This is a genomic window from Pseudarthrobacter sp. RHLT3-21, assembly GCF_059383495.1.
Map to the genome: position 1 here is coordinate 255,896 of NZ_JBWZCI010000001.1, position 22,885 is coordinate 278,780.

Consider the following 22,885-nt stretch of genomic DNA (forward strand, 5'->3'; position numbering starts at 1 on the left):
CTAAAGCTTGACCTTCACAGTTTCCCACGCCTGCCGCACGGCGTCATGCTCCGGCGAATCGGTGCCGAACAATTCGACGGCGGAGGCCGCCGTCGACCTCGCGAAAACGCGGAAGGTGGCGGTGGCAGGCAGCGAGCCGCCGGTCAGTGCGTCGTACCAGATCCGTCCCGGTGCCTCCCAGGCGTTGCCGCCGAGGGACTCCGCCGTGAGGTAGAAGGCCCGGTTGGGGATGCCGGAGTTGATATGGACGCCGCCATTGTCCGCGCTGGTCCGCATGTACGAGTCCATCGAATCTGGCTGGGGATCCTTACCCAGCACGTCGTCGTCGTACGCTGTGCCCGGGGCCTTCAGCGAGCGGAGAGCCGATCCCTCAACCTGAGGCGTGAAAAGTCCTTCGCCGATGAGCCAGCTGGCTTCGGTCACGGACTGGCTGTTCAGGTACTGTTCCACGAGCGCGCCGAAAACGTCGGACATGGATTCATTGATGGCGCCTGCCTGGTTGCGGTAAGCCAGCCCCGCCGAGTACTGCGTGACGCCGTGCGTGAGTTCGTGCCCGATGACGCTCAGCGACCGCGTGAAACGCTCGAAAACTTCGCCGTCCCCATCGCCGAAGACCATCTGCCGGCCATCCCAGAAAGCATTGTCGTAGAGCTTGCCAAAGTGCACAGTAGCATCGAGCGGCAGGCCTTGGCCGTCGATGGAGTTACGGCCGAAGATGTCGGCAAACAGGCGATGCGTGTGCCCAAGGCCGTCGTACGCCTCATCAGCCGACTGATCGCCTGAAGCCGGTTCACCTTCCTTGCGCACCAGCTTGCCGGGCAGGTTCTCGGAACCGCCGGCATCGTAGATGATCCTGTTGGGCGGGCCCGGGCGGACATCGCGCAGTGACGGGGGAGCGGCCGGAGCCGGCAGGGTACGGGCTGACTGGACTGACCGGACGTGGCTCAGCGCTTCCTTGGCCGCCCGCGCGGCGGCGGAAAACCGCGGCTCGTCCAGACGCGCCAACCGCCGCAGCAAGTAAGGCGGAATGATGGAACAGAATGTGGCTGGAATGTGCAAGGCCTACCCCCTCGAATTCGTTGAATCAGCCTACGAGGGGCCAGCGACAATCTGTTGAAGGCGCACTCAATCCAGCGCGAAGGGACACTTGGGGCCCTGTTTCATGGCGCGTGAACTGTCTGGCGCGAACGGACAGTTGAGGCCTGCTTCATGGTGCGAAGGGACAGTTGGGCCCTCAGGGCAGCTGGGAACTGCCGCCTGGTCAGGGGCTCAGGATGCCGCGGAGTTTTCTGGGGCCCGCCGGGGTGCCCCAGTCTGGAGGCCCGGATGGCGGCCTTGATGTCGTCTTGGTCGCGGAGTTATCCACATAGGCGTTCATCCACGCGGTTATTGTCACACCCTGCTGGGATGCTTTGAGTATGGATAGCAGAGGAGCTGTGGCGACGGCTGAGGCCCTTGCGGCGTCCTTTGCTGAGCTTGCTGCGGTGCTCCGTGGCGGAGCAGACTTCAAGGGTTCACGTGGTGCTGATCCGCTGCGCCGGAGGGCCGAGATCGCCCTGCAGACGCTGGCTGGAGTCGCCCGCGGGGAGGCGAAGATGGCGGCTCTGAAGGTCCATGCGGCCGCCGATTTTGCCGCCTCTGCCGAGGCCTTGGCGGGCCCGGCCGAGTCGCCGCAGGACCACACGGCCCAGGAGATGGCTGTGGTCGCCGAGGTCGCCTGCGTGCTGACGGTCAGCGAACGCACCGCCGGCGCCCTGCTCGCCGAAGCCCACGAACTGACCACCGCCCTGCCGCTGACGTTGTCCGCCCTCCAGTCCGGGACGATCTCCTGGCAGCACGCCCGGATCATGGTCGACGAAACCGTGAACCTGGACCCTGCCGGCGCCACGGCGTTGGAAGCGCACTTCCTGGACCCCGACGCGGTTAACCCTGCCCGCGGGTGCCCGGCCGGTGGCCTCGTGCCCGGGCGGTTCCGGCACAAGGCCCGGACCTGGCGGGAACGGCATCACCCGGTCAGCATCGAAAAACGCCACACAAGGAGTGCGGAGGACCGGCGCCTCGAGTACGCCCCGGACCGCGATGGCATGGCCTGGCTTTCGGCCTATCTCCCCGCCGACACCGCCACCGGGATCTGGGACCGCACCACCACCGCCGCCCGAGCACTCCAGGGCCCCGACGAGGAACGGACCCTCTGCCAACTCCGCGCCGACACCGCGGCGACCTGGCTGCTCGGCAACACCGGGGACCCAGCTGGGGAAATAGTCGGCGGTGTTCCGTCGCCGAGGGCGCAGGTCCTCGTCACGGTCCCGGTGCCTTCGCTGCTGGGTATCACGGATGAGCCGGCCACCCTGGATGGGTACGGGCCGATCCCGCCGTCCATGGCGCGGCAGCTGATCGCCGACGGTGCGGAGTCCTTCCACCGTGTCCTGATCGACCCCCGCGACGGCGCTCCGCTGGAGATCGGGCGGACCAGCTACCGCATCACGAAAGCCCAGCGCCAATGGCTACGGTTGCGGGACGGGAAGTGCCCGTTCCCGGGCTGCGGCAACCAGTCTTTGGGCAACGATGCAGACCACCTCCTCGCCTGGTCCAAGGGCGGCAGCACCGGGATCTTAAATCTCAGCCAGCCGTGCCCCAGGCATCACCGGCTCAGACACACCACCGGATGGATACCCACCAGCGCCACAAAGAATGAACCACCCGGCTGGATATCACCCACCGGACGGCACTACCCCAGCGAACACCCCGACTGGGAACCACCGTCCTTGCCAGCGCTGGAAACAACAGGGGCATCGAGCACAACGCCGCCGTAGCTGGGCTGCGTGGTGAGGCATCGGCCCCAGCCGCGGAGTCTGAAGGGTCAGCGTGCGACAGACACGCCGCTGTACACATGCGGTCCGTGTCCGGACGTGCAAGCTCGGTAGGGCCTCAAGTGTCCGCTCGCGTCCAGGGCGACGAACGCAGAAAACCCCCGCCGCTTTTGCAAGCGGTGGGGGTTTCATCTGTGCCCTCGATTGGAATCGAACCAACGACCTTCTGCTCCGGAGGCAGACGCTCTATCCCCTGAGCTACGAGGGCAATTCAGGGATCCTGCCGTTGCCAGCGGGACGTCCTAGAGCTTAGCAGGAAGGTGCCCGCAAGGAAAAACGGAGGGCTTTAGTACCCGGAAAAAGAGTCGACGTGCACCCGTCGCGCGCCGGCCTTCCGGGCTGCACGGCGCAGCGAAGCGACGCTCGCAGGCGACCCGGAGATGTACACAGCGCGGTCGGCAATGTCGGGGACCAGATCGAGCACTGCGGGCCCGTCCAGGTGCCCTCCGTTCCCGGCATCGGTGACGAACGACGGCGGGACGGACCCATCCGCGAGGCGTGCCAGGATGCGCGCCCCCGACGCCTGCAGCTCCGCCGCGTAGGCAATTTCCGCAGGATTGCGCGCCAGCAGCAGGAGAACCACGTCCCGGTCCTGGGCCGCGCCGGAAGAGAGATGCGCAAGATAAGGCGTGATACCGATGCCCGCGGCGATCAGGAGGACGGGGGCCCGGGGATCGCGGGGCAGGACAAAATCTCCGCCCACGGACGTTGCAGCCACCTCATCACCAGGTTTCAGGTCCAGTAGGACTTTCTTCGCCGCGGACAGGGGCTCCGCCGTTCGGATGCCAAACTTCACCGTCTCCGAACCGGGGGCACTGGTCAAACTGAACACCCGGCGTCGGCCTTTACCGTCCGACTTGGCGTGCGGCAGATCCAGTTCCATGTACTGTCCCGGCATATAGCGGACGGGCCGGGACGGTTCGAACGAGAATTCCGTGGTGCTCGGCGTCAGAGGACGGGAGCCAGTGAACCGGAGCCTGAGCCCGCCGCGTTGACCCACGAGGAACGCGAGCAGGTTGCCGACCAGCAAGGCCAGCTCCGGCGAGTTGGCGATGAAGCCGAAGTTGTACGGCACCGCGAAGACCACACCAACGACTGCAGCGAGCGCAAGCTGCTGCCAGCGGCGCGGCGCGAGGGTGAGGGGCTCCGTCAGCATAAAGCCGACGAAGAACAGCAACGGCCGTTGGGCCAGGGCCTGCCAGAGTGCGCTGCCCAGGCTAAGCCCTGCCTGCAGCAACTCAGCGCTCACAATTGATGTGGCAACCACAAGGAACACGGCCGCCATGAGCGACTTCCGCGTCCGGTAGAGCACCAGGAGGATTCCGGGGACCAGCAGCCACAGCATGGCGGGGGTCGCCGCCCACCACGTCGCGATGTTCAATCCGGTCAGCCCGGTCACAAACGCTCCGGCGGCGGCGGGGTTGAAGATGTGCCGGCCGCGCCAGGCCAACGCGTATTTCGAGGCGGAGGCCAGCACACAGGCCAGGGCCACGCCCGCCACATCCATGGGCATAAAGGAGGGCCAGAACAGGAAATACAGCAGCAGGCCGGTGATCAGCGACGACTCGGAATGCGGGCGGACGTGGAAAAGGGCAGCCAGGCCGCGGTTGGACAGGTAGGCCAAGCCGAGGCACAGGGCCAGGTGGACCAGCATCTGCGGGATGCCGAACGTGAGCCAGCCGAGGGCATTCAGCAGGAGGCTGTACGCGGCAAGGGCTGCCAGCACCAGGAGGATCAGCCGGTACATCGTGTACTTGCCCAACAGGGTGTCCAACCGGCCGGCGGCGAAAACGGCGGTTGTCTTGGGAGCATCAACGGGGCTCATGAGAACAGTGTCCCTTCAAATCCGGCTGAATAGGCAGCACTTCCATCAGAAAAAACCGTCAGCCAGGAAAAGTCGAAGTTCCGTTCCAGCTCGCTGCCGGGGACAAAAAACAGGGCGGTGGCCAGAGCATCAGCAACCATAGTGCTTTCCGCCATGGTCCACGTGGCTACCGCCGTGCTGACGGGCAGCCCGGTGGTGCCATCGAGCACATGGTGCAGGCCGTCACCCCATGCCCGTCGGTTGGAAGCCGACGCGCACAATGCGCGGCCGGCCAGCGGCACGGTCCCGATTGCCTTCGCCGGATCGTACGGGTGTTCCAACGCCACGGACACCGGATCAGGGCCGCGGTGAAGCAGGTCGCCGCTGGCATCAATCACGAAGGAGTCCACGCCACAGGAGCGCAACTCAACAGCGAGAAGGTCCACCAGCTGCCCCTTGCCGGCGGCACCGATGTCCAGGACCACGGGAGCGGAGGCGGTCAGCACTTTGCCGTCCCACGCCAGGACGTCCTCCCAGCGGGGTGCCGGAAGCGCGGACCCTGCGGGCCGCAGGGAATATGCGGCGTCGTACCCGAGGCGCTCCAGGCTGGCACCGATCAAGGGGGTCATCGCTCCGCCGGTGATGTCGTACAAGGAGCGGTACAGCCGGCCAAGGTCCGCCGCTTCCGCTGGCAGCTCATACCGCCCGGGCTCACGGGCCATGGCACTGACTGTCGAATCGGACCGGAACCGGGACCAGTCGCCGTCGTACCGCTCCACCACGGCGAGCAGCCGGGCGCGGACGCTGGCGTCAAGCGGACTGGGCGTGGAGATTTCCCAACGGGTACCGATCCCGTCGAAGCGGAAGTCCTCCGGGTCCGGCACGGCTTACTGCGCCTCGGCCTTGATCTTGTCCAGGGCCTGGTTGAAGCCGCCGCTGGTGAGCGAGGACCCTGCCACCTTGGAGACGTTGAGTTCGTCGATGCTTTTGCCCACAACCTGCGCCGCGATCCCGCCGGCGAACTCGCCCTGGAATTTCCGCGTGTTCGGGTTCGAGGGGTGCTGGGTGATGTTCACGGCCGTGACCGTGCTGGAGGCGAGCGTCAGCTCAACCCCGACGGTCTCCGTGCCATTGGGGGAAACATACGTGCCGTCGGCACTGTAGGTGCCGTCCTGATAGAGGGAACCGCTGCTGGCCAGGGTTGATGCCGTGCCCGACGGGGCCGTGGAGGCGCCTGACGTGTTGCCGGAAGTCGCAGCGGGTGTGGTCGGCGCTGCCGACGGCGCGCAGCCAGCGACCGTTCCGGCGAGGGACAGGCCGGTGATGCCGACGAAAACACTCTTGCGGACTGACGGTCTCATATTGGGGCTCGTTTCGTGGGCTGGGTGCTTACGGTGTACTCGACGTCGGATTCAGCGTAATGGTTCACCCTGTGAATCAGCAGTGCGTCCGCTGTGCGGAAAAGTTCGCGGAAACAGTCACGCACCATGTCCAAATTCGTCCACGTGGCGGCCCCCGGTAGGCTAGAGGGGTGACTCCCGAAGAACTCTCCCTCGCCATATCCGCCTGCCTGAAAGACGCCGTCGCCGCTGGCGAAATCGCGCTTTCCGCATCAGCTGTCCCTGATGTGGTGCGCGTGGAGCGACCGAAGAACCGGGAGCACGGCGACTGGGCCACCAACATCGCCCTCCAGCTGTCCAAACAGGCCGGCACCAACCCGCGCGAATTCGCCACCATCCTGAGCGCCCGCCTGAAGTCCATCGACGGCGTTTCTGCCGTGGACATCGCCGGCCCCGGCTTCCTGAACATCACCGTGGACGCCGCCGCAGCGGGAGCTCTGGCGAAGGCCATCGTGGAAGCCGGACGGGACTACGGCACCACCACCACGCTCGCCGGCCACGTGGTGAACATGGAATTTGTGTCGGCGAACCCCACCGGTCCGCTGCACATCGGCCACACCCGCTGGGCCGCCTTGGGCGATGCGATCGCCCGCGTGCTGCGTGCTTCGGGCGCGGAGGTCACCGCCGAGTACTACATCAACGACGCCGGTTCGCAGATGAACGTGTTCGCGAACTCTGTCTACTCACGGCTGCACGGACATCCCGTGCCGGACGGCGGCTACCCGGGCCAGTACATCGCCGACCTCGGCCATGACGTCCTGACCGAGCACCCCGCCATCCGTGAACTCACCGAGGTCGCCGCCGTGCCGGTTATCCGTGCCGCCGCCTACAAGGCGCAGATGAAGGACATCCAGGACACCCTCGCCGACTTTGGCGTTGCTTTTGACGTCTACTTCTCGGAGCAGGAACTGCACGACGCCGGCGCCATCGAGAGTGCCGTTGCCCGCCTTCGCGAGCAGGGCCACGTGTTCGACGACGGCGGTGCGGTCTGGTTGCGAACCACCGACTTCGGGGACGACAAGGACCGCGTGATGATCCGCGCGAACGGCGAACCCACCTACTTTGCCGCGGACGCCGCTTACTACCTCTCCAAGAAGGACCGCGGCTTTACCGAAAAGATCTACCTCCTGGGCGCGGACCACCACGGCTACATCAACCGACTCAAGGCCATCGCCGCCTGCGCCGGCGATGATCCCGAGGTTAACATCGAGGTACTGATCGGCCAACTGGTGTCCGTTAACGGCGCCAAGCTGTCCAAACGCGCGGGCAACATCATCGAGCTCAAGGACCTCATCTCCTGGCTTGGCAAGGACGCGGTGCGTTATTCCCTGGCCCGCTTCCCGGCGGATTCCCCGCTCACGCTGGATCCTGACCTGCTGAAGAAGCACAGCAACGAGAACCCGGTGTTCTATGTCCAGTACGCCCACGCCCGGTCCCGCGGCACGGCCCGCAACGCCGTGGCTGCAGGCGTGGACCGGAGCGCGTTCGACGCCGCACTGCTGGACCACGCCACGGAAAACGAACTGCTCTCCTACCTGGGCAGCTACCCCTCGATTGTGGCCAAAGCCGCCGAACTGCGCGAACCCCACCGCGTGGCCCGCCACCTCGAGGTCATTGCCGGCGCCTACCACCGCTGGTACGACGCCTGCCGTGTTGCCCCGCAGGGCGACGAAGCCGTCACCGACGTCAACCGCACGCGCCTGTGGCTGAACGACGCCACCAGCCAGGTGCTGGCCAACGGACTGGACCTGCTGGGCGTGTCCGCACCGGAACGGATGTGAAACTGATGTCGGCACAGGAAATTTCGGCCCAGAAGGTGTCAGCACAGGACACGAACACCGCATCCCCGCTGGCCCCTGACTGGCTCGCCGTTCCCGCGGACCTGAACGCGCTCCACGAACCCATGTGGGCGCAGGATGTCCGGAAGAACAACGCCGGTGAGCTGGCCATCGACGGCATCGCCGTCAGCGAGCTCAAGGCACAGTTCGGCACGCCGCTCTTTGTGATGAGTGAGACCGATTTCCGGGCCCGCGCCCGCTCCTTCAAGGACGCCTTTGATGCCGCGTTCGCCGACATGTGCGGGGGAGTGGACGTCTACTACGCGGGTAAGTCCTTCCTGTGCACCGCAGTGGCCGCCTGGGTGGCGGACGAAGGGCTCCGGCTGGACACCTGTTCCGGCGGCGAGCTTGCTGTAGCCGCCCGGGCCGGCATCAAGGGCGAGAACCTGGGCCTGCACGGCAACAACAAATCCGACGCCGAGATCAACCGTGCGCTGGATATGAAGCTGGGACGCATCGTGGTGGACAGCCTCGATGAGCTGGACCGCGTCGCCAAGATCGCCTCGGGCCGCGGCGAAATAGCCAAGGTCATGCTGCGACTGACACCGGGCGTGCACGCGCACACCCACGAGTTCATCGCCACCGCGCATGAGGACCAGAAGTTCGGCCTCTCCATGGCCGGGGATTCCACTGAGCAGGCCGGCCTGTCAGCAGCGGAGGAGGCTGTGGCTGCAGCCACGGGCTACGCCAGCATCGAACTGCTGGGCCTGCACTGCCACATCGGCTCCCAGATCTTCGAGCCGGACGGCTTTGAACTCGCTGCGCAGAAGCTCCTGCGCTTCCACGCTGCCATGCAGGAAAAGTACTCCATTGCCATGCCCGAGCTGGATCTTGGCGGCGGCTACGGCATTGCCTACACCCCGGTGGACACCCCCCGCCCCGCAGCCGACATCGCGCAGGCGATGGCCGCCGTCGTGCGTTCCACGTGCGCCGAGCTGGGGATCACCTCACCCCGGATTTCCATCGAACCCGGACGCGCCATCGTAGGTAGCACCACCTTCACCTTGTACGAGGTGGGCACCCTGAAAACCGTGCGGGTGGACGCTCCGGCCAGCGACGCAGGCCAAGAGAACGTTACGCATCCCCGCCGGTATGTGTCAGTGGACGGCGGCATGAGCGATAACGCCCGCCCGGTGCTCTACGACGCGGATTATTCGGCGATTCTGGCCTCCCGTTCGTCCGCCGCGTCCCCGCAGCTGTCCCGCGTGGTGGGCAAACATTGCGAGAGCGGCGACATAGTTGTTAGAGATGTATATCTGCCCGAGGACGTGGCAGCCGGTGATCTGCTTGCTGTACCGGGGACCGGCGCCTACTGCTGGGCCCTGTCAAGCAACTACAACTATCTGGCCCGGCCGGGCGTTGTCGCGGTGCGCGGCGGATCTGCCCGGCTGATTGTCCGCGGGGAAACCGAAGAAGATCTGCTTAACCGCGACATGGGAGTGCCGAATGACTGAATTGCGAACCCTGAAAGTAGCCCTGCTGGGCTGTGGCAACGTTGGGGCCCAGGTTGCGCGGATTCTCATTGAGGACGCCGACGCCCTTGCCGCCCGTACCGGGGCGCGCCTGCAACTCAGCGGCATCGCGGTGCGCAACGTGAACGCCAAGCGTGACGTGGAGCTTCCGCAGGAACTGTTTACCACCGACGCCGAGACCCTCGTCAAGGATGCCGACCTGGTGATCGAGCTGATGGGCGGGATCGAACCTGCGCGGACACTGATCCTGTCCGCCCTCCGTAACGGCGCCTGCGTGGTCACCGGTAACAAGGCCCTGCTGGCGCAGGACGGCCCCACCCTCTACGAAGAGGCCGACAAGGCCGGCGTCCAGCTGTCCTACGAAGCTGCCGTGGCCGGCGCCATCCCCATCCTGCGGCCCATCCGCGACAGCCTGGCCGGCGACCGCATCACCCGTGTGCTGGGTATCGTCAACGGCACCACCAACTTCATCCTGGACCAGATGGACTCCACCGGCGCCCAGTTCGCGGACGCCCTCGCCGAGGCCCAGCGCCTCGGTTACGCGGAAGCTGACCCCACCGCCGACGTCGAAGGCCACGATGCCGCAGCCAAGGCTGCCATCCTGGCTTCGCTGTCCTTCCACACCCGCTTCGCCCTGGAGAACGTCCACTGTGAGGGCATCACGTCCGTCAGCGCGGCGGACATTGCCGCGGCCAAAGACGCCGGCTTTGTCATCAAGCTGCTGGCCATCGCCGAAAAGCTCACCGATGCCGACGGCGGCGAAGGCGTTTCCGTGCGCGTGCACCCCACGCTGCTGCCGCGCGAGCACCCGCTGGCCGCCGTTCGTGGCGCCTTCAACGCGGTCTTCATCGAGGCCGAAAACGCCGGCGAGCTGATGTTCTATGGCCAGGGCGCCGGTGGAACTCCGACGGCGTCTGCCGTCCTGGGTGACCTTGTCTCGGCAGCCCGCCGTATTGTGCTTGGCGGACCCGGACGCACGGAGACCACCACGGGCCACGTTCCGGCGCTGCCGATCGACGCGGCCATCACCAGCTACTACATCGGCCTGGATGTCGCCGACCAGCCCGGCGTGCTGGCCAGGATCGCCCAGCTCTTTGCGGAGCACGGCGTGTCCATCGAAATCATGCGGCAGACCATCCACCGGGACGCAGAGTCCAAGGTGGAGTCGGCCGAACTGCGGATCGTTACCCACCGCGCATCAGAGGCTGCCCTCGCAGCCACCGTCGAGGCCGTCAAGGGCCTGGACGTCATCAATTCAGTGACATCCGTTCTGCGGGTAGAAGGAGTCTAAGTGGCTCACCAATGGCGCGGCGTTATCCGCGAATACGCTGACCGTCTGCCCGTAACGGAATCCACCAGGGTCATCACGCTGGGCGAAGGCGGCACCCCGCTGGTCCTCGCGCAGAAGCTCTCCGAGCTCACCGGTTCCACGGTGTACCTGAAGGTCGAGGGGATGAACCCCACCGGCTCGTTCAAGGACCGCGGCATGACCATGGCCATGACGGCCGCCGTTGCATCCGGTGCCAAGGCCGTGGTGTGCGCGTCCACCGGCAACACCTCAGCTTCCGCTGCGGCCTACGCCACGGCAGCCGGGCTGAAATGCGCCGTGCTGGTCCCCGAAGGCAAGATCTCCATGGGCAAGCTGAGCCAGGCCATCGCGCACGGCGCCACGCTGCTCCAGGTGGACGGCAACTTCGATAACTGCCTGGACATTGCACGGAAGCTGGGGGAGTCCTACCCGGTGTTCCTGGTCAACTCCGTTAACCCCGCCCGCATCCAGGGCCAGAAGACGGGCGCGTTTGAGATTGTCGATTCGCTTGGCGATGCTCCGGACATCCACGTCCTGCCCGTAGGCAACGCCGGCAACATCACCGCGTACTGGAAGGGCTACAAGGAGTACTCGGCGCCGTACGAATCCGAAACAGCCGGAACCTTGCCTGCCGTGTCCACCAAGACCCCCCAGATGTGGGGCTTCCAGGCAGCCGGTGCGGCACCGTTCGTGGCGGGGCACCCCATCACGGAGCCGGACACCATCGCCACTGCCATCCGGATCGGCAATCCGGCATCCTGGGACGGTGCCATCGCGGCCCGTGACGAGTCCGGCGGATTCATCGACGCCGTGACTGACGAGCAGATCCTGGATGCCCACCGCTGGCTGTCCGCCCGCGAAGGCGTTTTTGTGGAGCCCGGCTCCGCCGCCGGTGTGGCCGGCCTGCTCAAGAAGCACGCCGCCGGTGAAGTTCCCACCGGCAAGACGATCGTCATAACCGTGACCGGCCACGGCCTCAAAGACCCCCAGTGGGCCCTCCGGACCGAGGACGGCAGCGAAGTGCAGCCCGTCAAGGTCTCCAACGACGTCGTGACCGTCGCAGCTGAACTGGGACTGGAAGAAAAGTAGCCTTGGAAACCACCTCGCCCACCGCCGTTGACCTGCCCGTCATCGAGGCAGGACAGCGCGTCACCGTCAGGGTCCCGGCCACCAGTGCCAACCTTGGACCGGGTTACGACAGCCTGGGCCTCGCCCTGGCTCTGCACGACACCCTGACGGTGGAAAGCCTCGAATCCGCTGAGCTCGTCTTCGAGCTCAGCGGCGAGGGGGCGGACACGCTGCCGCGGGACGCCAGCCACCTGGTGGTCAGGGCGATGGAAGCTGCGTTTTCCCGGCTGGGCTACCGGCACGGCGGACTCAGGATCACGGCGATGAACGTCAACCCCCATGGCCGCGGCCTGGGGTCCTCGGCATCGGCCGTGGTGGCGGCCGTCTCGGCTGCCAACGCGATGGTTCCCGAAGCGGGGCGTCGCGGGCGGGACTGGATCCTGCAGTTGACCAGCGAGATGGAAGGCCACCCGGACAACGTCGCGCCCGCGATTTTCGGCGGACTGGCGCTGTCATGGCAGGACAGTGACCAGTACAGCAGCACGTGCGCTACCGTGGCCGGCTCCGTGATTCCCATCGTGGCTGTCCCCGATTTTGAGTTGTCCACCGAGGCCGCGCGCGCCCTTCTGCCGGCGTCTGTGGGCCATCATGCCGCGGCCATGAACTCCGGCCGGGCTGCGCTGCTGATCCATGCACTGACCCAGAAGCCCGAGTTTCTGCACGCCGGTACGGAGGATTACCTTCACCAGAGCTATCGGGCCGAGGCGATGCGCCCCAGCGCGGCCCTCATCAGGGCACTGCGCAATGCGGGCCACGCGGCAGTGGTTTCGGGTGCAGGACCTACGGTCCTGGTTCTCGCCGACGGCGAAGCCGAAGCCGCTGAGGTGCTTGGGTTTATTGAGTCCTTTACAGGGGCGAACACGCCGGGCATCGGCTGGCGCGTGCTGAAGCTGGCAGTGGACGTCGAAGGTGCTAAGGTGGACTTGCACCGGCGGTAATTCCGCCTATCTGATCGGCAGCTGCATTCAGTTGTTAGTGATCTCCTACTGCGCAATATTTTCCGGTGCCGCCTGCTTGGTCTGTCGCAGGAATCTGCAGCTGAATTGTCTGCCCCTGAACCGTCAGCCCGGCGCCCCGCCATTAATCGGTGCGTGAGGTGAATCAGTATCCGGCCCTGCTGGCCGAAATCCAACCGGCAAGACCGAAAATGTCGGCTGCAGATCTGAACTGCAGCCCAGATCAAATCATCGCGTCCAGCTCCCAGTCTGGACGCCGTCGAGGGGGAAGGATCCTTCGTGACCGAAACCACTGAGCTGTCTTCAGCTGTGGAACCATCAACTTCTGCTGCCGGATCGTTAACGGCCGCACCCGCCAAGAGCAGTGGCCTCGCCGGCCTCAAGCTCGCCCAGCTGCAGGCACTTGCCAGCCAGCTGGGGATTTCCGGTGGATCCCGCATGCGTAAGGGGGATCTGGTGACCGCCATTTCTGCCCATCGCGCAGGCACGTCAGCAAGTAAGGCCCCGGCCAAGGCTGCCGAAAAGGCGACCGAAAATCACGTAGCCCCGGCCGCTGCCGCACCGGTGGCTGCCGCAAGCGAAACCTCGGAGGCTCCGGCCGCTGAGGGGACCCGTGCCCGTGGCCGTGGACGCAGCCGCCGCGCAGTCAGCGACGGAGTAGTTACGGCCCCGGCCGCGGCAACAGCAGCCGAAGCTCCGGCCGCTGCCCCCGCTGAGGCTCCGGCGTCGGCGCCTGTTGAGGCCGGCCCAGCAGCTGAAGGCGAACGCCGCCAGCCGCGTACCCGTAACCGCCGCCGCGGCGAAGCGGCCGCCACGTCAACGCAGGCAGAAGCCACTGAGGCTCCGGCCGAGCAGCCCGCCGCTGAACAGCGCCAGGCTGACCGCACCGAAACCCAGCGCGCTGATTCCCAGGGTGCCGAATCAGGCGACGGCCAGCGTGCTGACCGCCGGGAGAGCGGCCGCACCCGTGGCGCCCGCGACACCGCAGCCCGTGAAACCACCGCCCGCGAGACCACGTCTCGTGACACCACCGCCCGCGAGACCACCGCCCGCGAGACCACCGCCCGCGAGACCACCGATGGTGGCCGCGACAACGCAGGCAGCCGTGACGCCGGCCAGCGTGATGGTGCCCGCCGCGATGACAACCGCGACAACACCCGCGACAACGACGATTCTGACGGCGGAAGCCGCCGGAACCGCCGCAACCGCAGGGACCGGAACGACCGCAATGACCGCTCCGGCGGCCAGGGTGGCCAGGACAGCCGGGACAACTCCCGCAACGACCGTTTCCGCGACCGCAACGACCGCCGTCGGGGCCGTGCTCAGGGACCGGACGTCGACGACGTCGAGGTCACCGAGGACGACGTCCTGCTGCCCGTCGCCGGCATCCTGGACGTGCTGGAGAACTACGCGTTCATCCGCACCTCCGGCTACCTGCCGGGCCCGAACGACGTTTACGTCTCCCTCGCCCAGGTCAAGAAGTACAACCTGCGCAAGGGCGACGCCTGCGTCGGTGCCATCCGTGCACCGCGTGAAGGCGAAGACCGCAGCCAGCAGACCGCCCGCCAGAAGTTCAACGCCCTCGTCCGCGTCACCTCCGTCAACGGAAAGACGCCGGAAGAGCTCAAGGACCGCGTCGAATTCGCCAAGCTGGTTCCGCTGTACCCGTCCGAGCGCCTGCGCCTCGAGACCGACCCCAAGAAGATCGGCCCCCGCGTCATCGACCTGGTTGCCCCGATCGGCAAGGGCCAGCGCGGCCTGATCGTCTCCCCGCCGAAGGCCGGCAAGACGCTCATCCTGCAGTCCATCGCCAACGCCATCACCATCAACAATCCTGAGGTCCACCTCATGATGGTGCTCGTTGACGAGCGTCCCGAAGAAGTCACGGACATGCAGCGGACCGTCAAGGGTGAGGTCATTGCCTCCACCTTCGACCGTCCCGCCGATGACCACACCACCGTGGCCGAGCTCTCCATCGAACGCGCCAAGCGCCTGGTGGAAATGGGCATGGATGTGGTGGTCCTGCTGGATTCCATGACCCGCCTGGGCCGTGCCTACAACCTGGCAGCACCGGCCTCCGGCCGTATCCTGTCCGGTGGCGTCGACTCCGCCGCGCTGTATCCGCCGAAGCGTTTCTTCGGTGCGGCCCGCAACATCGAAAACGGCGGCTCGCTGACCATCCTGGCGACTGCCCTCGTGGAGACCGGTTCCAAAATGGACGAGGTCATCTTCGAAGAGTTCAAGGGCACCGGCAACATGGAGCTCCGCCTGTCCCGCCAGCTGGCGGACAAGCGCATCTTCCCGGCCGTGGACGTCAACGCGTCCGGCACACGCCGCGAAGAGAACCTGCTTTCCCCCGAGGAAGTCAAGATCATGTGGAAGCTGCGCCGCGTCCTTTCGGGACTCGAAACGCAGCAGAGCCTTGAGCTGCTGACCAACAAGATCCGGGAGACCGGGAGCAACGTCGAGTTCCTCATGCAGGTCCAGAAGACAACGCTTGGTGCAAAGTCGGATAACGACAAGTAGCTGCGCTCACCGCTCAAAATATGCCGGCCTGGTGGCCGGCATATTTTGGGCGGTTCGTCGTTAAGTCCCGTGAAACTAGACTTGTAAGAGTCGAAAGAGGTTTTGAAATGTTTGAGTCCGTACAGGGCCTGCTTGATGAGCATGATGCTATCCAGGCGCAGTTGGGGGATCCGGCTGTTTATGCTGACCAGCGGCTGGCCCGGAAGCTGGGGCGGCGGTCTGCCCAGCTCAATGGCATCGTGGAGGCATACAACAAGTGGCATGCCCTTGAGGACGACCTCGCCGCTGCGCGGGAGATGGCTGCGGAGGACCCTGAGTTCGCTGCCGAGGTGCCTGAGCTGGAGGTGGCCCTGGAGGCTGCTTCGGCCAACCTGCGCCGACTGCTCATCCCGCGGGACCCTGACGATGCCCGCAACGTGATCCTTGAGGTCAAGGGCGGCGAAGGTGGCGACGAAGCCGCACTGTTCGCCGGCGATCTCTTGCGCATGTACACCCGGTACGCTGAATCCCGCGGCTGGAAGACTGAACTCATCTCAGCCAACGAATCCGATCTCGGTGGCTACAAGGACGTCCAGATGGCCGTCAAAGGCAACTCGAACGATCCTGCCGAGGGCGTCTATGCACGGCTCAAGTTCGAAGGCGGCGTCCACCGCGTGCAGCGTGTGCCCGTCACCGAATCCCAGGGCCGCATCCACACTTCTGCTGCCGGCGTCCTGGTCCTTCCCGAAGTTGACGAGCCCGAAGAGCTGGACATCAACCAGAACGACCTCAAGATCGACGTCTATCGCTCCTCAGGTCCCGGTGGCCAGTCCGTGAACACCACGGACTCCGCTGTCCGTATCACGCACCTTCCCACCGGCATCGTGGTGGCCATGCAGAACGAGAAATCCCAGCTGCAGAACCGCGAAGCAGGTATGCGCGTGCTCCGCGCCCGCATCCTGGCGCACCAGCAGGAAATTATCGACGCCGAGAACTCGGCCCAGCGTAAGTCCCAGATCCGCACCATGGACCGTTCGGAGCGCATCCGCACGTACAACTACCCGGAAAACCGGATCGCGGACCACCGCACCGGCTACAAGGCGTACAACCTGGACCAGGTCATGAACGGTGACCTGGAACCGGTCATCCAGTCCGCCATCGAGATGGACGAACAGGCACGCCTGGACGCCATCGGCGACTAGCCCCGGCGTCCATGACACTCGGGTCGGAGCAGCCCCTCGCGGCTGCCGTCAGCGAGGCCACCGCGATCCTCCGGGACGCCGGGGTCCCCAGCCCCCGCGTTGACGCGGAACTCCTGGCGGACCACCTGCTCGGGGTAGGGCTCGGCAGGCTCCGGGCGATGATGCTGGGGGACACTCCAGCGCCTGTTGGCTATGCCGAACTTGTTGCTGAACGGGCCCAACGGATCCCGCTGCAGCACATTACGGGTGTAGCGCATTTCAGGTATCTGGAGCTTGCGGTCGGGCCGGGGGTTTTTATCCCCCGGCCGGAAACAGAGTCCGTTGTGCAACTGGTCATCGACCACGTCAAGGGTATGGCGCACCCGCGGATTGTGGACCTGGGAACGGGGTCGGGCGCGATCGCCGGCTCCATTGCCCACGAAGTGCCCGGCGCCGAAGTCCACGCCGTGGAGTTCAGCCCGTTCGCCCATGCGTGGGCGGCCAGGAACCTGGCGCCGCTGGGCGTCAAACTGGTGCTGGGGGACCTCCGCAACGCGTTGCCGGAGCTCAACGGAACTTTCGACGTCGTGATCTCCAACCCGCCCTACATTCCCGCCGAAGCCATCCCGAATGAACCCGAAGTAGCCCTCCACGATCCCCCCGAAGCCCTGTACGGCGGGGGAGCGGACGGCATGGAACTTCCGACGGCGGCGGCCGCCTCGGCTGCCCGGCTGCTGGTTCCCGGCGGCTACTTCGTGATGGAACACGCGGAAGTCCAGGCCGGCTGGATCGCCGGCATGATGCAGCGGACGGGTGCCTGGTCGGAGATCACCACGCACCTGGACCTCAACGGCAAGGAACGCGCCACCAGCGCCGTCCTTGCCGGTCCGCACCACGAGTGATGAAAGAATAGGCCAGTGACCACAACCTACAACTGCACGTCAGAGGATCAGCGCGCCCTTGGCCTGGAGCATGCCCAGCGTGCCATCAGCGAAAAGAAGTGCGTGGTGTTCCCCACGGACACGGTCTACGGGATAGCCGCCGACGCCTTCTCGCCGCAGGCCGTCACCATGCTGTTGGCCTCCAAAGGGCGCAGCCGCACCATGCCGCCGCCGGTACTGATTCCCCGGATCAACGCGCTGGACGGCCTGGCCACAGATGTTTCCGCTGATGCCCGTAAGCTGGCAGAGGCGTTTTGGCCGGGGGGACTGACCCTGATCCTGCACGCCCAGCCGTCATTGGACTGGGACCTGGGCGAGACCCAGGGAACCGTGGCCCTGCGCATGCCCGCCGACGAAGTGGCCCAGGAACTCCTGACCCTGACCGGTCCGCTGGCCGTGTCCTCCGCCAACCGGACCGGCCAGGCACCGGCGCAGACCGCCGCGGAGGCGCGCGCCCAGCTCGCGGAGTCCGTGGAGGTCTACCTCGAAGGCGGTTTCCGACCCGTCGAAGGTACCGACGCCGTGCCCTCCACCATTGTGGACGCCACCGGGACGCTCCTGCGCGTGGTGCGCAACGGCGCCGTGTCCCTGGAGCAGTTGCGGGAGCACGTTCCTGGGGTATTGGGCCTGGGCGAAATTCCGATGGCTGAGCCCGAGGAAGCCGCAGTGATCGAGGAAAACGCCGTGACAGAGGAAGCAGCCGTGGCCGAAACGGCAGTGGCCGCGGAAGCCGCAGAGGTTGACGGGGCCACAACGGCCGAAGTGGCCAAGGAGGCCGCAGGAGCCGGGGAAGACGCACCCGCCACCCGGGAGCCCTCAGCGCCCGCCGAGAAGGATCCGGAGGCATGATCGTTGGCCGCGACCGCCTAAGGCTCCTGGACGTCGAGGTCACTGCGCTGCCCGAAGACCGGATGGCAGAAGCTCTCGGCGATCTCATTGCCGCGGGGGGCCGACGCACTGTTGTCGGTCACAACCTGCACAGCTGCTACCTTTATCACACGCTTCCCGGCTTCAAGGCGCTGTACGACTCCGCAGACGTTGTGCTGATGGACGGCGCACCCGTATACGCGATCTGGAAGCGGCAAGGAGCAGCTGCGGCGGCCGATTCCAGCTTCCGCGTCGGTTCCACGGACTGGATCAAACACCTGGCGTCCGTGACCGGCCTCGACCGGCTGGCCGTGGTGGGGACCAACAGCCGCGGCAACGAAGAGGCCTGCCGCCGGCTGAGGATGCAGTTGCCCCAAACAGAGATTCTGGGCCTCGCAGGGGAGAACTGGGGCCCGGACCGGGAACGCGCCGTCGTCGAGGAACTTCGGGCCTTCCGGCCGAATCTCGTCCTTGTGGGATTGGGGATGCCATTGCAGGAAACCTTCCTGTGGCAGCGCCGCGGCGACCTCCCTGACGCAGTGTATGGTGCTGTGGGCGGCGCAGTGGACCAGATTTCCGGCCACCAGCGGCTCGCCCCGCGGTGGCTGGGCCGGCTGGGCTTTGAATCGCTGTGGCGTCTCATTCACTCACCCCGGAGGGTCTTCGGACGCGTGTTCATTGAGCCCTGGAAGCTGGCCGCTGTCCTGGCCAGCCGGAAATTTCGATCCACGGATACAGAGGCCAGCAAATGACCAAGAACGTCGTCGCCGTGGTTGTTACGTACAACCGTCGGGACCTCCTCGAGACCACGCTCCGAGGCATCACTTCCGGAACAGTTCTGCCTTCCACGATCGTCATCGTCGACAATGCGTCCACAGACGGCACCCAGGGTTTCCTGGCGGCGTATGACGGACCGGTTCCCACGGACACCATCAGGCTCCCGCAGAACCTGGGCGGGGCCGGCGGGTTTGTGGTGGGCATGGAGCGCGCGGTCCTGGACCATGCAGCAGACTATGTCTGGATCATGGACGACGACACGGAACCGCAGCCCCGGACGCTCGAAGAAGCCCTTTCAGCTTCACACGCCTACGCTGCTGAATCCGGTGGGGAGCCCAGTTTTGTTGCCAGCCGGGTGGTCTGGACCGACGGGCGGGACCACCCGATGAACCGGATGCGTCCACGGCTGGGTGCCAGCGAGGACGACCGCGGGATCGCCGGCCGGGCCGGGGGACTGCAGATCAGGACCGCGTCTTTCGTCTCGATCCTGATCGAAGCCGGGCAGATACGGCACCATGGACTTCCCATCGCCGACTACTTCATCTGGAATGACGATCTGGAGTACACAGCTCGGATCTCCCGGGCCAGGAATGCCATCTCCGTTGAAAAGTCAGTGGCGAACCACCACACGAAGTCCTTTGGGGACGCCGGTGCTGATCCAGGTGCGCGCTTCTACTACGAAGTGCGGAACAAACTTTGGATCTACACACGATCAGCTGCCCTCACGCCTTGGGAGAAGGTGCTGTACTCAGGCGCCTCCGCCCGCAACTGGACCCGGACAATTGCCGTCTCACCGAACAGGCTCCTCCTCATCAAGGGACTCCTGCGCGGGCTGCTGCATGGAATGAAGGCGCCCCGGAGTAACGAGCAGGTGCTCAGCGGAATCTATCCGCTCCGCGATGTTCGGCATGCAGGGGGACCCGTCACATGATCATGTACCTCCTGATGGGGCTGACGGCTGCCATTGTGTCCTACGGGGCCACCTGGGGTGCCCGGGTCATCGGGCACCGGCTCGAACTCCACGCCCCCATCCGCAGCCGTGACATGCATACGACGCCGGTGTCCCGGCTGGGCGGTGTGGCCATCTTTCTTGGCATACTGGTGGCCCTCATCGTGGCCAGCCAGTCCTTCTTCGTCAAGGACATCTACCGGAACAACTTCTCGCCATGGGGCGTATTGGCGGGCGCTGCGCTGATCGTGCTTGTGGGGATCGCGGACGATCTCCTGGACATCCGGTGGTGGGTCAAACTCATTGGCCAGAGCGCCGCGGCCCTGGTGGTGGCCATCTGGGGAGTCCGGATGACCATTGTCCCGTGGGTCCCGGAGCCGATCTACCTGGAAAACGAACTGCTCCGGGTGGTACTGACGGCCGGGCTCATTGTCACCACCATGAACGCCTTCAACTTCATTGACGGCCTCGACGGGCTGGCCGCCGGTGTGGCCATCATCGGGGGAACTGCCTTCTTCTTCACGGCATACTGGGTGCACCGAAACGCCGTCCTGTTGGACTACTCGGACCTTGCCACCCTCCTCACCGCCGTCGTCGTTGGCAGTTGCATCGGCTTCCTGCCGCACAACTGGTTCCCGTCCAAGATATTTATGGGCGATTCCGGTGCCATGCTGATCGGCCTGCTGATGGCGGCCGCCGGCATCGTCTCCACCGGCCAGATCGGCTCAGGGCTGTACGACCGCGCCAACGGTATCTCCACAGTCATACCGATTCTGCTGCCATTCGCCGTACTGTTCCTGCCACTGCTTGACCTGGGCCTCGCCGTTGTCCGCCGGACGGCGCGGGGACGTTCGCCATGGTCCGCAGACCGCGGCCACCTCCACCACAAGCTGCTGGATATCGGCTACTCGCACCGGACGGCTGTGATCCTGATGTACCTCTGGACCGCCATCCTGTCCTTCGGGGGATTGGCTTTTGCAGTCTTCCCTTGGCAGGTTGTCTTGGCCTCCGACATCTTCGCCACGCTGGTCATGGGCCTGATTACGGCCTGGCCATACCTGCGCCGCCACAGTGACCAGTCGCCGACGTAACAGCGTTCGGATTTATTTCTATCTCGTGTAGAATTCAGGGGCAGCCCAAGCTGCCCTCCACCCAGCCCCAGGGCGCCGACGATTGGGATCTTATGACCTCCAACGCCGAATCCGGACGTGCGTCCGGCAGCGGACCCGTTGGTGTTTCCGGTCCCACGCGATCCCTGTGGCTTCGCCTCCTCGCGCTCAGTTCAGCTGCCGGTGCAGGCGCACTGATCCTGGCGGGCATCCCGGCTGTGGTCCTGAACGGCCCCAGCGGCGTCCTGTCCAGTACTTTGGGCGGCCTCCTGGTGATGCTCTTCTTCGCCATCAGTCTTCTGGTGGGCCACTTCATGGGGCGCAACAACCCCTCAGGTGCCATCGGAATGTTCGTGGCCACCTACTTCGTCAAGGTCGTGGGTTTCGCGGTTGTCCTGTTTGTGATCGAAGCACCTGCCTGGCTTCACGGACAATGGTTCCTGATTGGTGCCGTTGCCACTGTTGTCTTCTGGCAGGCCGCCGAAATCTATGGCTTCAGCACGGCGCGCCTGCAGATTTACAACGACCCCGAGCCCAAGGAGCCAAACGATGTCTGATCGGAAACGAACAGCGGAAAACGGTTCCTCCGTGCCCAGGAACGCTGCTCCCACGCCGGGGGTGTCGGCCGAAAACAACGACGGCGGATACAACGCCGGAATGGCCGTCTTTAGCTACATTATTGGCGGAATCATCGTCTGGAGTTTGATAGGGTGGGGTCTGGATTATCTGTGCGGAACCCGCTGGATCGTGCTCGCAGGCGCTCTGCTTGGAGCTCTCGGAGGTTTCTATCTTTCCCACATGCATGGCCTTACCAGTTCCAGAACCCCGGCCGGTAAGAGCAGCGCAGACAGCGGCCCGTCCGCGGACGGAAACACAAATGCCAAATAATTTCACAGGGGGAGCTGCGGAGCACAAATCCGCGGGTCCTCGACCAACGCCCAATGATGGACACTGCAGAGAGGAAACGCGTTGATCGCGCTTGCGCTCCCGGCCCAAGATTCAGGAGAGTTCAATCCTCCTGGAATTGAAGAAATGCACCTGCCGGCAATCCTGCCGTGGGGGGTGGCTGACGGATTCTCCAAGCAGATGCTGCTCGTAATCCTGTCGGTCGTCATTATCGCCACATTCTTTCTGCTAGCTGCGCGGAAGCAGCAGCTTGTTCCCGGCAAGCTCCAGTTCGCTGGTGAAATGGCCTATGGCTTTGTGCGTAACAGCATCGCCAAGGACATTATCGGTGGCAAAGACTTTATGAAGTATGTGCCGCTGTTGTTCAGCCTCTTCTTCTTTATCCTCGTAAACAACATTTACGGCGCAATTCCCGTGCTTCAGATCCCGAGCTTCTCCCACGTCGGTGGCGCCTATGTCCTCGCGGGCATTGTTTACATCACCTGGATTGCCATCGGCATCAAGAAGAACGGCCTGAAGTACTTCAAGCTGGCCACCGTACCCTCCGGCGTACCGGTCTATATTCTCCCGCTCATCATCCCGATCGAGATCATCTCGAACTTCCTGGTCCGGCCCGTCACGCACAGCCTCCGTCTGTTTGCCACCATGCTGGCCGGTCACCTGATCGTCATGATCGCCGGTTCGGGCATTGAGTTCCTCGTAATGCAGGAGAACATCCTGCTCAAGGGAACCTCCCTTCTGGTCATCGCCGGTGCTGTCGCCATGTACATGCTGGAAGCACTGATCATGGCCCTGCAGGCCTATGTCTTCACGTTGCTGACCGCCATCTACATCGAAGGCGCACTGCACGCGGACAGCCACTAGGCACCCACA

Annotated in this window: 20 protein-coding genes and 1 tRNA gene; 16 read left to right on the forward strand and 5 right to left on the reverse strand. The window is 65.1% G+C overall.

Annotated elements, in window-relative coordinates; all coding sequences use genetic code 11:
• The gene (locus tag AC50YA_RS01165) at positions 1 to 1,059 is read right to left on the reverse strand and encodes a M4 family metallopeptidase (protein ID WP_494980565.1); all 1,059 of its coding nucleotides are present in this window, start codon (positions 1,057 to 1,059) and stop codon (positions 1 to 3) included.
• Between the two features lie 359 nt (positions 1,060 to 1,418).
• On the opposite strand from AC50YA_RS01165, the gene AC50YA_RS01170 reads away from it, so the two are divergent.
• Positions 1,419 to 2,813, forward strand: coding sequence for an HNH endonuclease signature motif containing protein (locus AC50YA_RS01170; protein ID WP_494980566.1), 1,395 nt, complete (start codon positions 1,419 to 1,421; stop codon positions 2,811 to 2,813).
• A gap of 192 nt (positions 2,814 to 3,005) precedes the next feature.
• Here AC50YA_RS01170 and AC50YA_RS01175 read toward each other — a convergent pair.
• From AC50YA_RS01175 to AC50YA_RS01190, 4 genes are all read right to left on the reverse strand, one after another.
• A tRNA-Arg gene (locus AC50YA_RS01175) sits at positions 3,006 to 3,078 on the reverse strand.
• Between the two features lie 78 nt (positions 3,079 to 3,156).
• A complete protein-coding gene (locus AC50YA_RS01180; RefSeq protein WP_494980567.1) occupies positions 3,157 to 4,695 on the reverse strand; it encodes a ferredoxin--NADP reductase in 1,539 nt (512 codons plus the stop codon).
• The gene (locus AC50YA_RS01185; protein WP_494980568.1) at positions 4,692 to 5,558 is read right to left on the reverse strand and encodes an FAD:protein FMN transferase; all 867 of its coding nucleotides are present in this window, start codon (positions 5,556 to 5,558) and stop codon (positions 4,692 to 4,694) included. The genes AC50YA_RS01180 and AC50YA_RS01185 overlap by 4 nt, the downstream gene beginning before the upstream one ends.
• Positions 5,559 to 5,561: 3 nt before the next feature.
• Positions 5,562 to 6,035, reverse strand: a complete 474-nt coding sequence (locus AC50YA_RS01190) for an FMN-binding protein (RefSeq protein WP_494980569.1) — start codon at positions 6,033 to 6,035, stop codon at positions 5,562 to 5,564.
• 170 nt (positions 6,036 to 6,205) lie between these two features.
• On the opposite strand from AC50YA_RS01190, the gene argS reads away from it, so the two are divergent.
• The 15 genes from argS to atpB all read left to right on the forward strand — a co-directional run bounded on the left by argS (position 6,206) and on the right by atpB (position 22,876).
• The gene (gene argS / locus AC50YA_RS01195) at positions 6,206 to 7,855 is read left to right on the forward strand and encodes an arginine--tRNA ligase (RefSeq protein ID WP_494980570.1); all 1,650 of its coding nucleotides are present in this window, start codon (positions 6,206 to 6,208) and stop codon (positions 7,853 to 7,855) included.
• A gap of 5 nt (positions 7,856 to 7,860) precedes the next feature.
• The gene (gene lysA, locus AC50YA_RS01200; RefSeq protein ID WP_494980571.1) at positions 7,861 to 9,366 is read left to right on the forward strand and encodes a diaminopimelate decarboxylase; all 1,506 of its coding nucleotides are present in this window, start codon (positions 7,861 to 7,863) and stop codon (positions 9,364 to 9,366) included.
• Positions 9,359 to 10,675, forward strand: a complete 1,317-nt coding sequence (locus tag AC50YA_RS01205; protein WP_494980572.1) for a homoserine dehydrogenase — start codon at positions 9,359 to 9,361, stop codon at positions 10,673 to 10,675. The genes lysA and AC50YA_RS01205 overlap by 8 nt, the downstream gene beginning before the upstream one ends.
• Positions 10,676 to 11,782, forward strand: coding sequence for a threonine synthase (gene thrC, locus AC50YA_RS01210; protein ID WP_494980573.1), 1,107 nt, complete (start codon positions 10,676 to 10,678; stop codon positions 11,780 to 11,782).
• Between the two features lie 2 nt (positions 11,783 to 11,784).
• Positions 11,785 to 12,759 (forward strand): homoserine kinase, encoded by a 975-nt coding sequence (gene thrB, locus AC50YA_RS01215; protein ID WP_494980574.1) that lies wholly within the window; start codon positions 11,785 to 11,787, stop codon positions 12,757 to 12,759.
• Positions 12,760 to 13,056: 297 nt separating this feature from the next.
• Positions 13,057 to 15,303 carry a transcription termination factor Rho gene (gene rho / locus AC50YA_RS01220; RefSeq protein WP_494980575.1) on the forward strand — a complete coding sequence of 749 codons (2,247 nt, stop codon included), beginning with the start codon at positions 13,057 to 13,059 and terminating at the stop codon, positions 15,301 to 15,303.
• Positions 15,304 to 15,410: 107 nt separating this feature from the next.
• Positions 15,411 to 16,484, forward strand: coding sequence for a peptide chain release factor 1 (prfA, locus tag AC50YA_RS01225; protein ID WP_354252223.1), 1,074 nt, complete (start codon positions 15,411 to 15,413; stop codon positions 16,482 to 16,484).
• Between the two features lie 11 nt (positions 16,485 to 16,495).
• Positions 16,496 to 17,365, forward strand: a complete 870-nt coding sequence (gene prmC, locus AC50YA_RS01230) for a peptide chain release factor N(5)-glutamine methyltransferase (protein ID WP_494980576.1) — start codon at positions 16,496 to 16,498, stop codon at positions 17,363 to 17,365.
• A gap of 15 nt (positions 17,366 to 17,380) precedes the next feature.
• Positions 17,381 to 18,253: an L-threonylcarbamoyladenylate synthase gene (locus AC50YA_RS01235; RefSeq protein ID WP_494980577.1), complete on the forward strand. Its 873-nt coding sequence runs from the start codon at positions 17,381 to 17,383 to the stop codon at positions 18,251 to 18,253.
• Entirely contained in the window at positions 18,250 to 19,023 is a 774-nt protein-coding gene (locus AC50YA_RS01240) for a WecB/TagA/CpsF family glycosyltransferase (protein ID WP_494980578.1), read from the forward strand. Before AC50YA_RS01235 ends, AC50YA_RS01240 begins: the two co-directional genes overlap by 4 nt.
• Positions 19,020 to 19,979: a glycosyltransferase family 2 protein gene (locus AC50YA_RS01245; RefSeq protein ID WP_494980579.1), complete on the forward strand. Its 960-nt coding sequence runs from the start codon at positions 19,020 to 19,022 to the stop codon at positions 19,977 to 19,979. The genes AC50YA_RS01240 and AC50YA_RS01245 overlap by 4 nt, the downstream gene beginning before the upstream one ends.
• A complete protein-coding gene (locus tag AC50YA_RS01250) occupies positions 19,976 to 21,088 on the forward strand; it encodes an MraY family glycosyltransferase (protein ID WP_494980580.1) in 1,113 nt (370 codons plus the stop codon). Before AC50YA_RS01245 ends, AC50YA_RS01250 begins: the two co-directional genes overlap by 4 nt.
• 92 nt (positions 21,089 to 21,180) lie before the next feature.
• A complete protein-coding gene (locus AC50YA_RS01255) occupies positions 21,181 to 21,663 on the forward strand; it encodes a Cg1360 family ATP-synthase-associated protein (protein ID WP_494980581.1) in 483 nt (160 codons plus the stop codon).
• The gene (locus tag AC50YA_RS01260) at positions 21,656 to 21,994 is read left to right on the forward strand and encodes a hypothetical protein (protein ID WP_494980582.1); all 339 of its coding nucleotides are present in this window, start codon (positions 21,656 to 21,658) and stop codon (positions 21,992 to 21,994) included. The genes AC50YA_RS01255 and AC50YA_RS01260 overlap by 8 nt, the downstream gene beginning before the upstream one ends.
• Before the next feature lie 81 nt (positions 21,995 to 22,075).
• Positions 22,076 to 22,876 carry a F0F1 ATP synthase subunit A gene (gene atpB, locus AC50YA_RS01265; protein WP_494980583.1) on the forward strand — a complete coding sequence of 267 codons (801 nt, stop codon included), beginning with the start codon at positions 22,076 to 22,078 and terminating at the stop codon, positions 22,874 to 22,876.
• Positions 22,877 to 22,885: the final 9 nt, after the last annotated feature.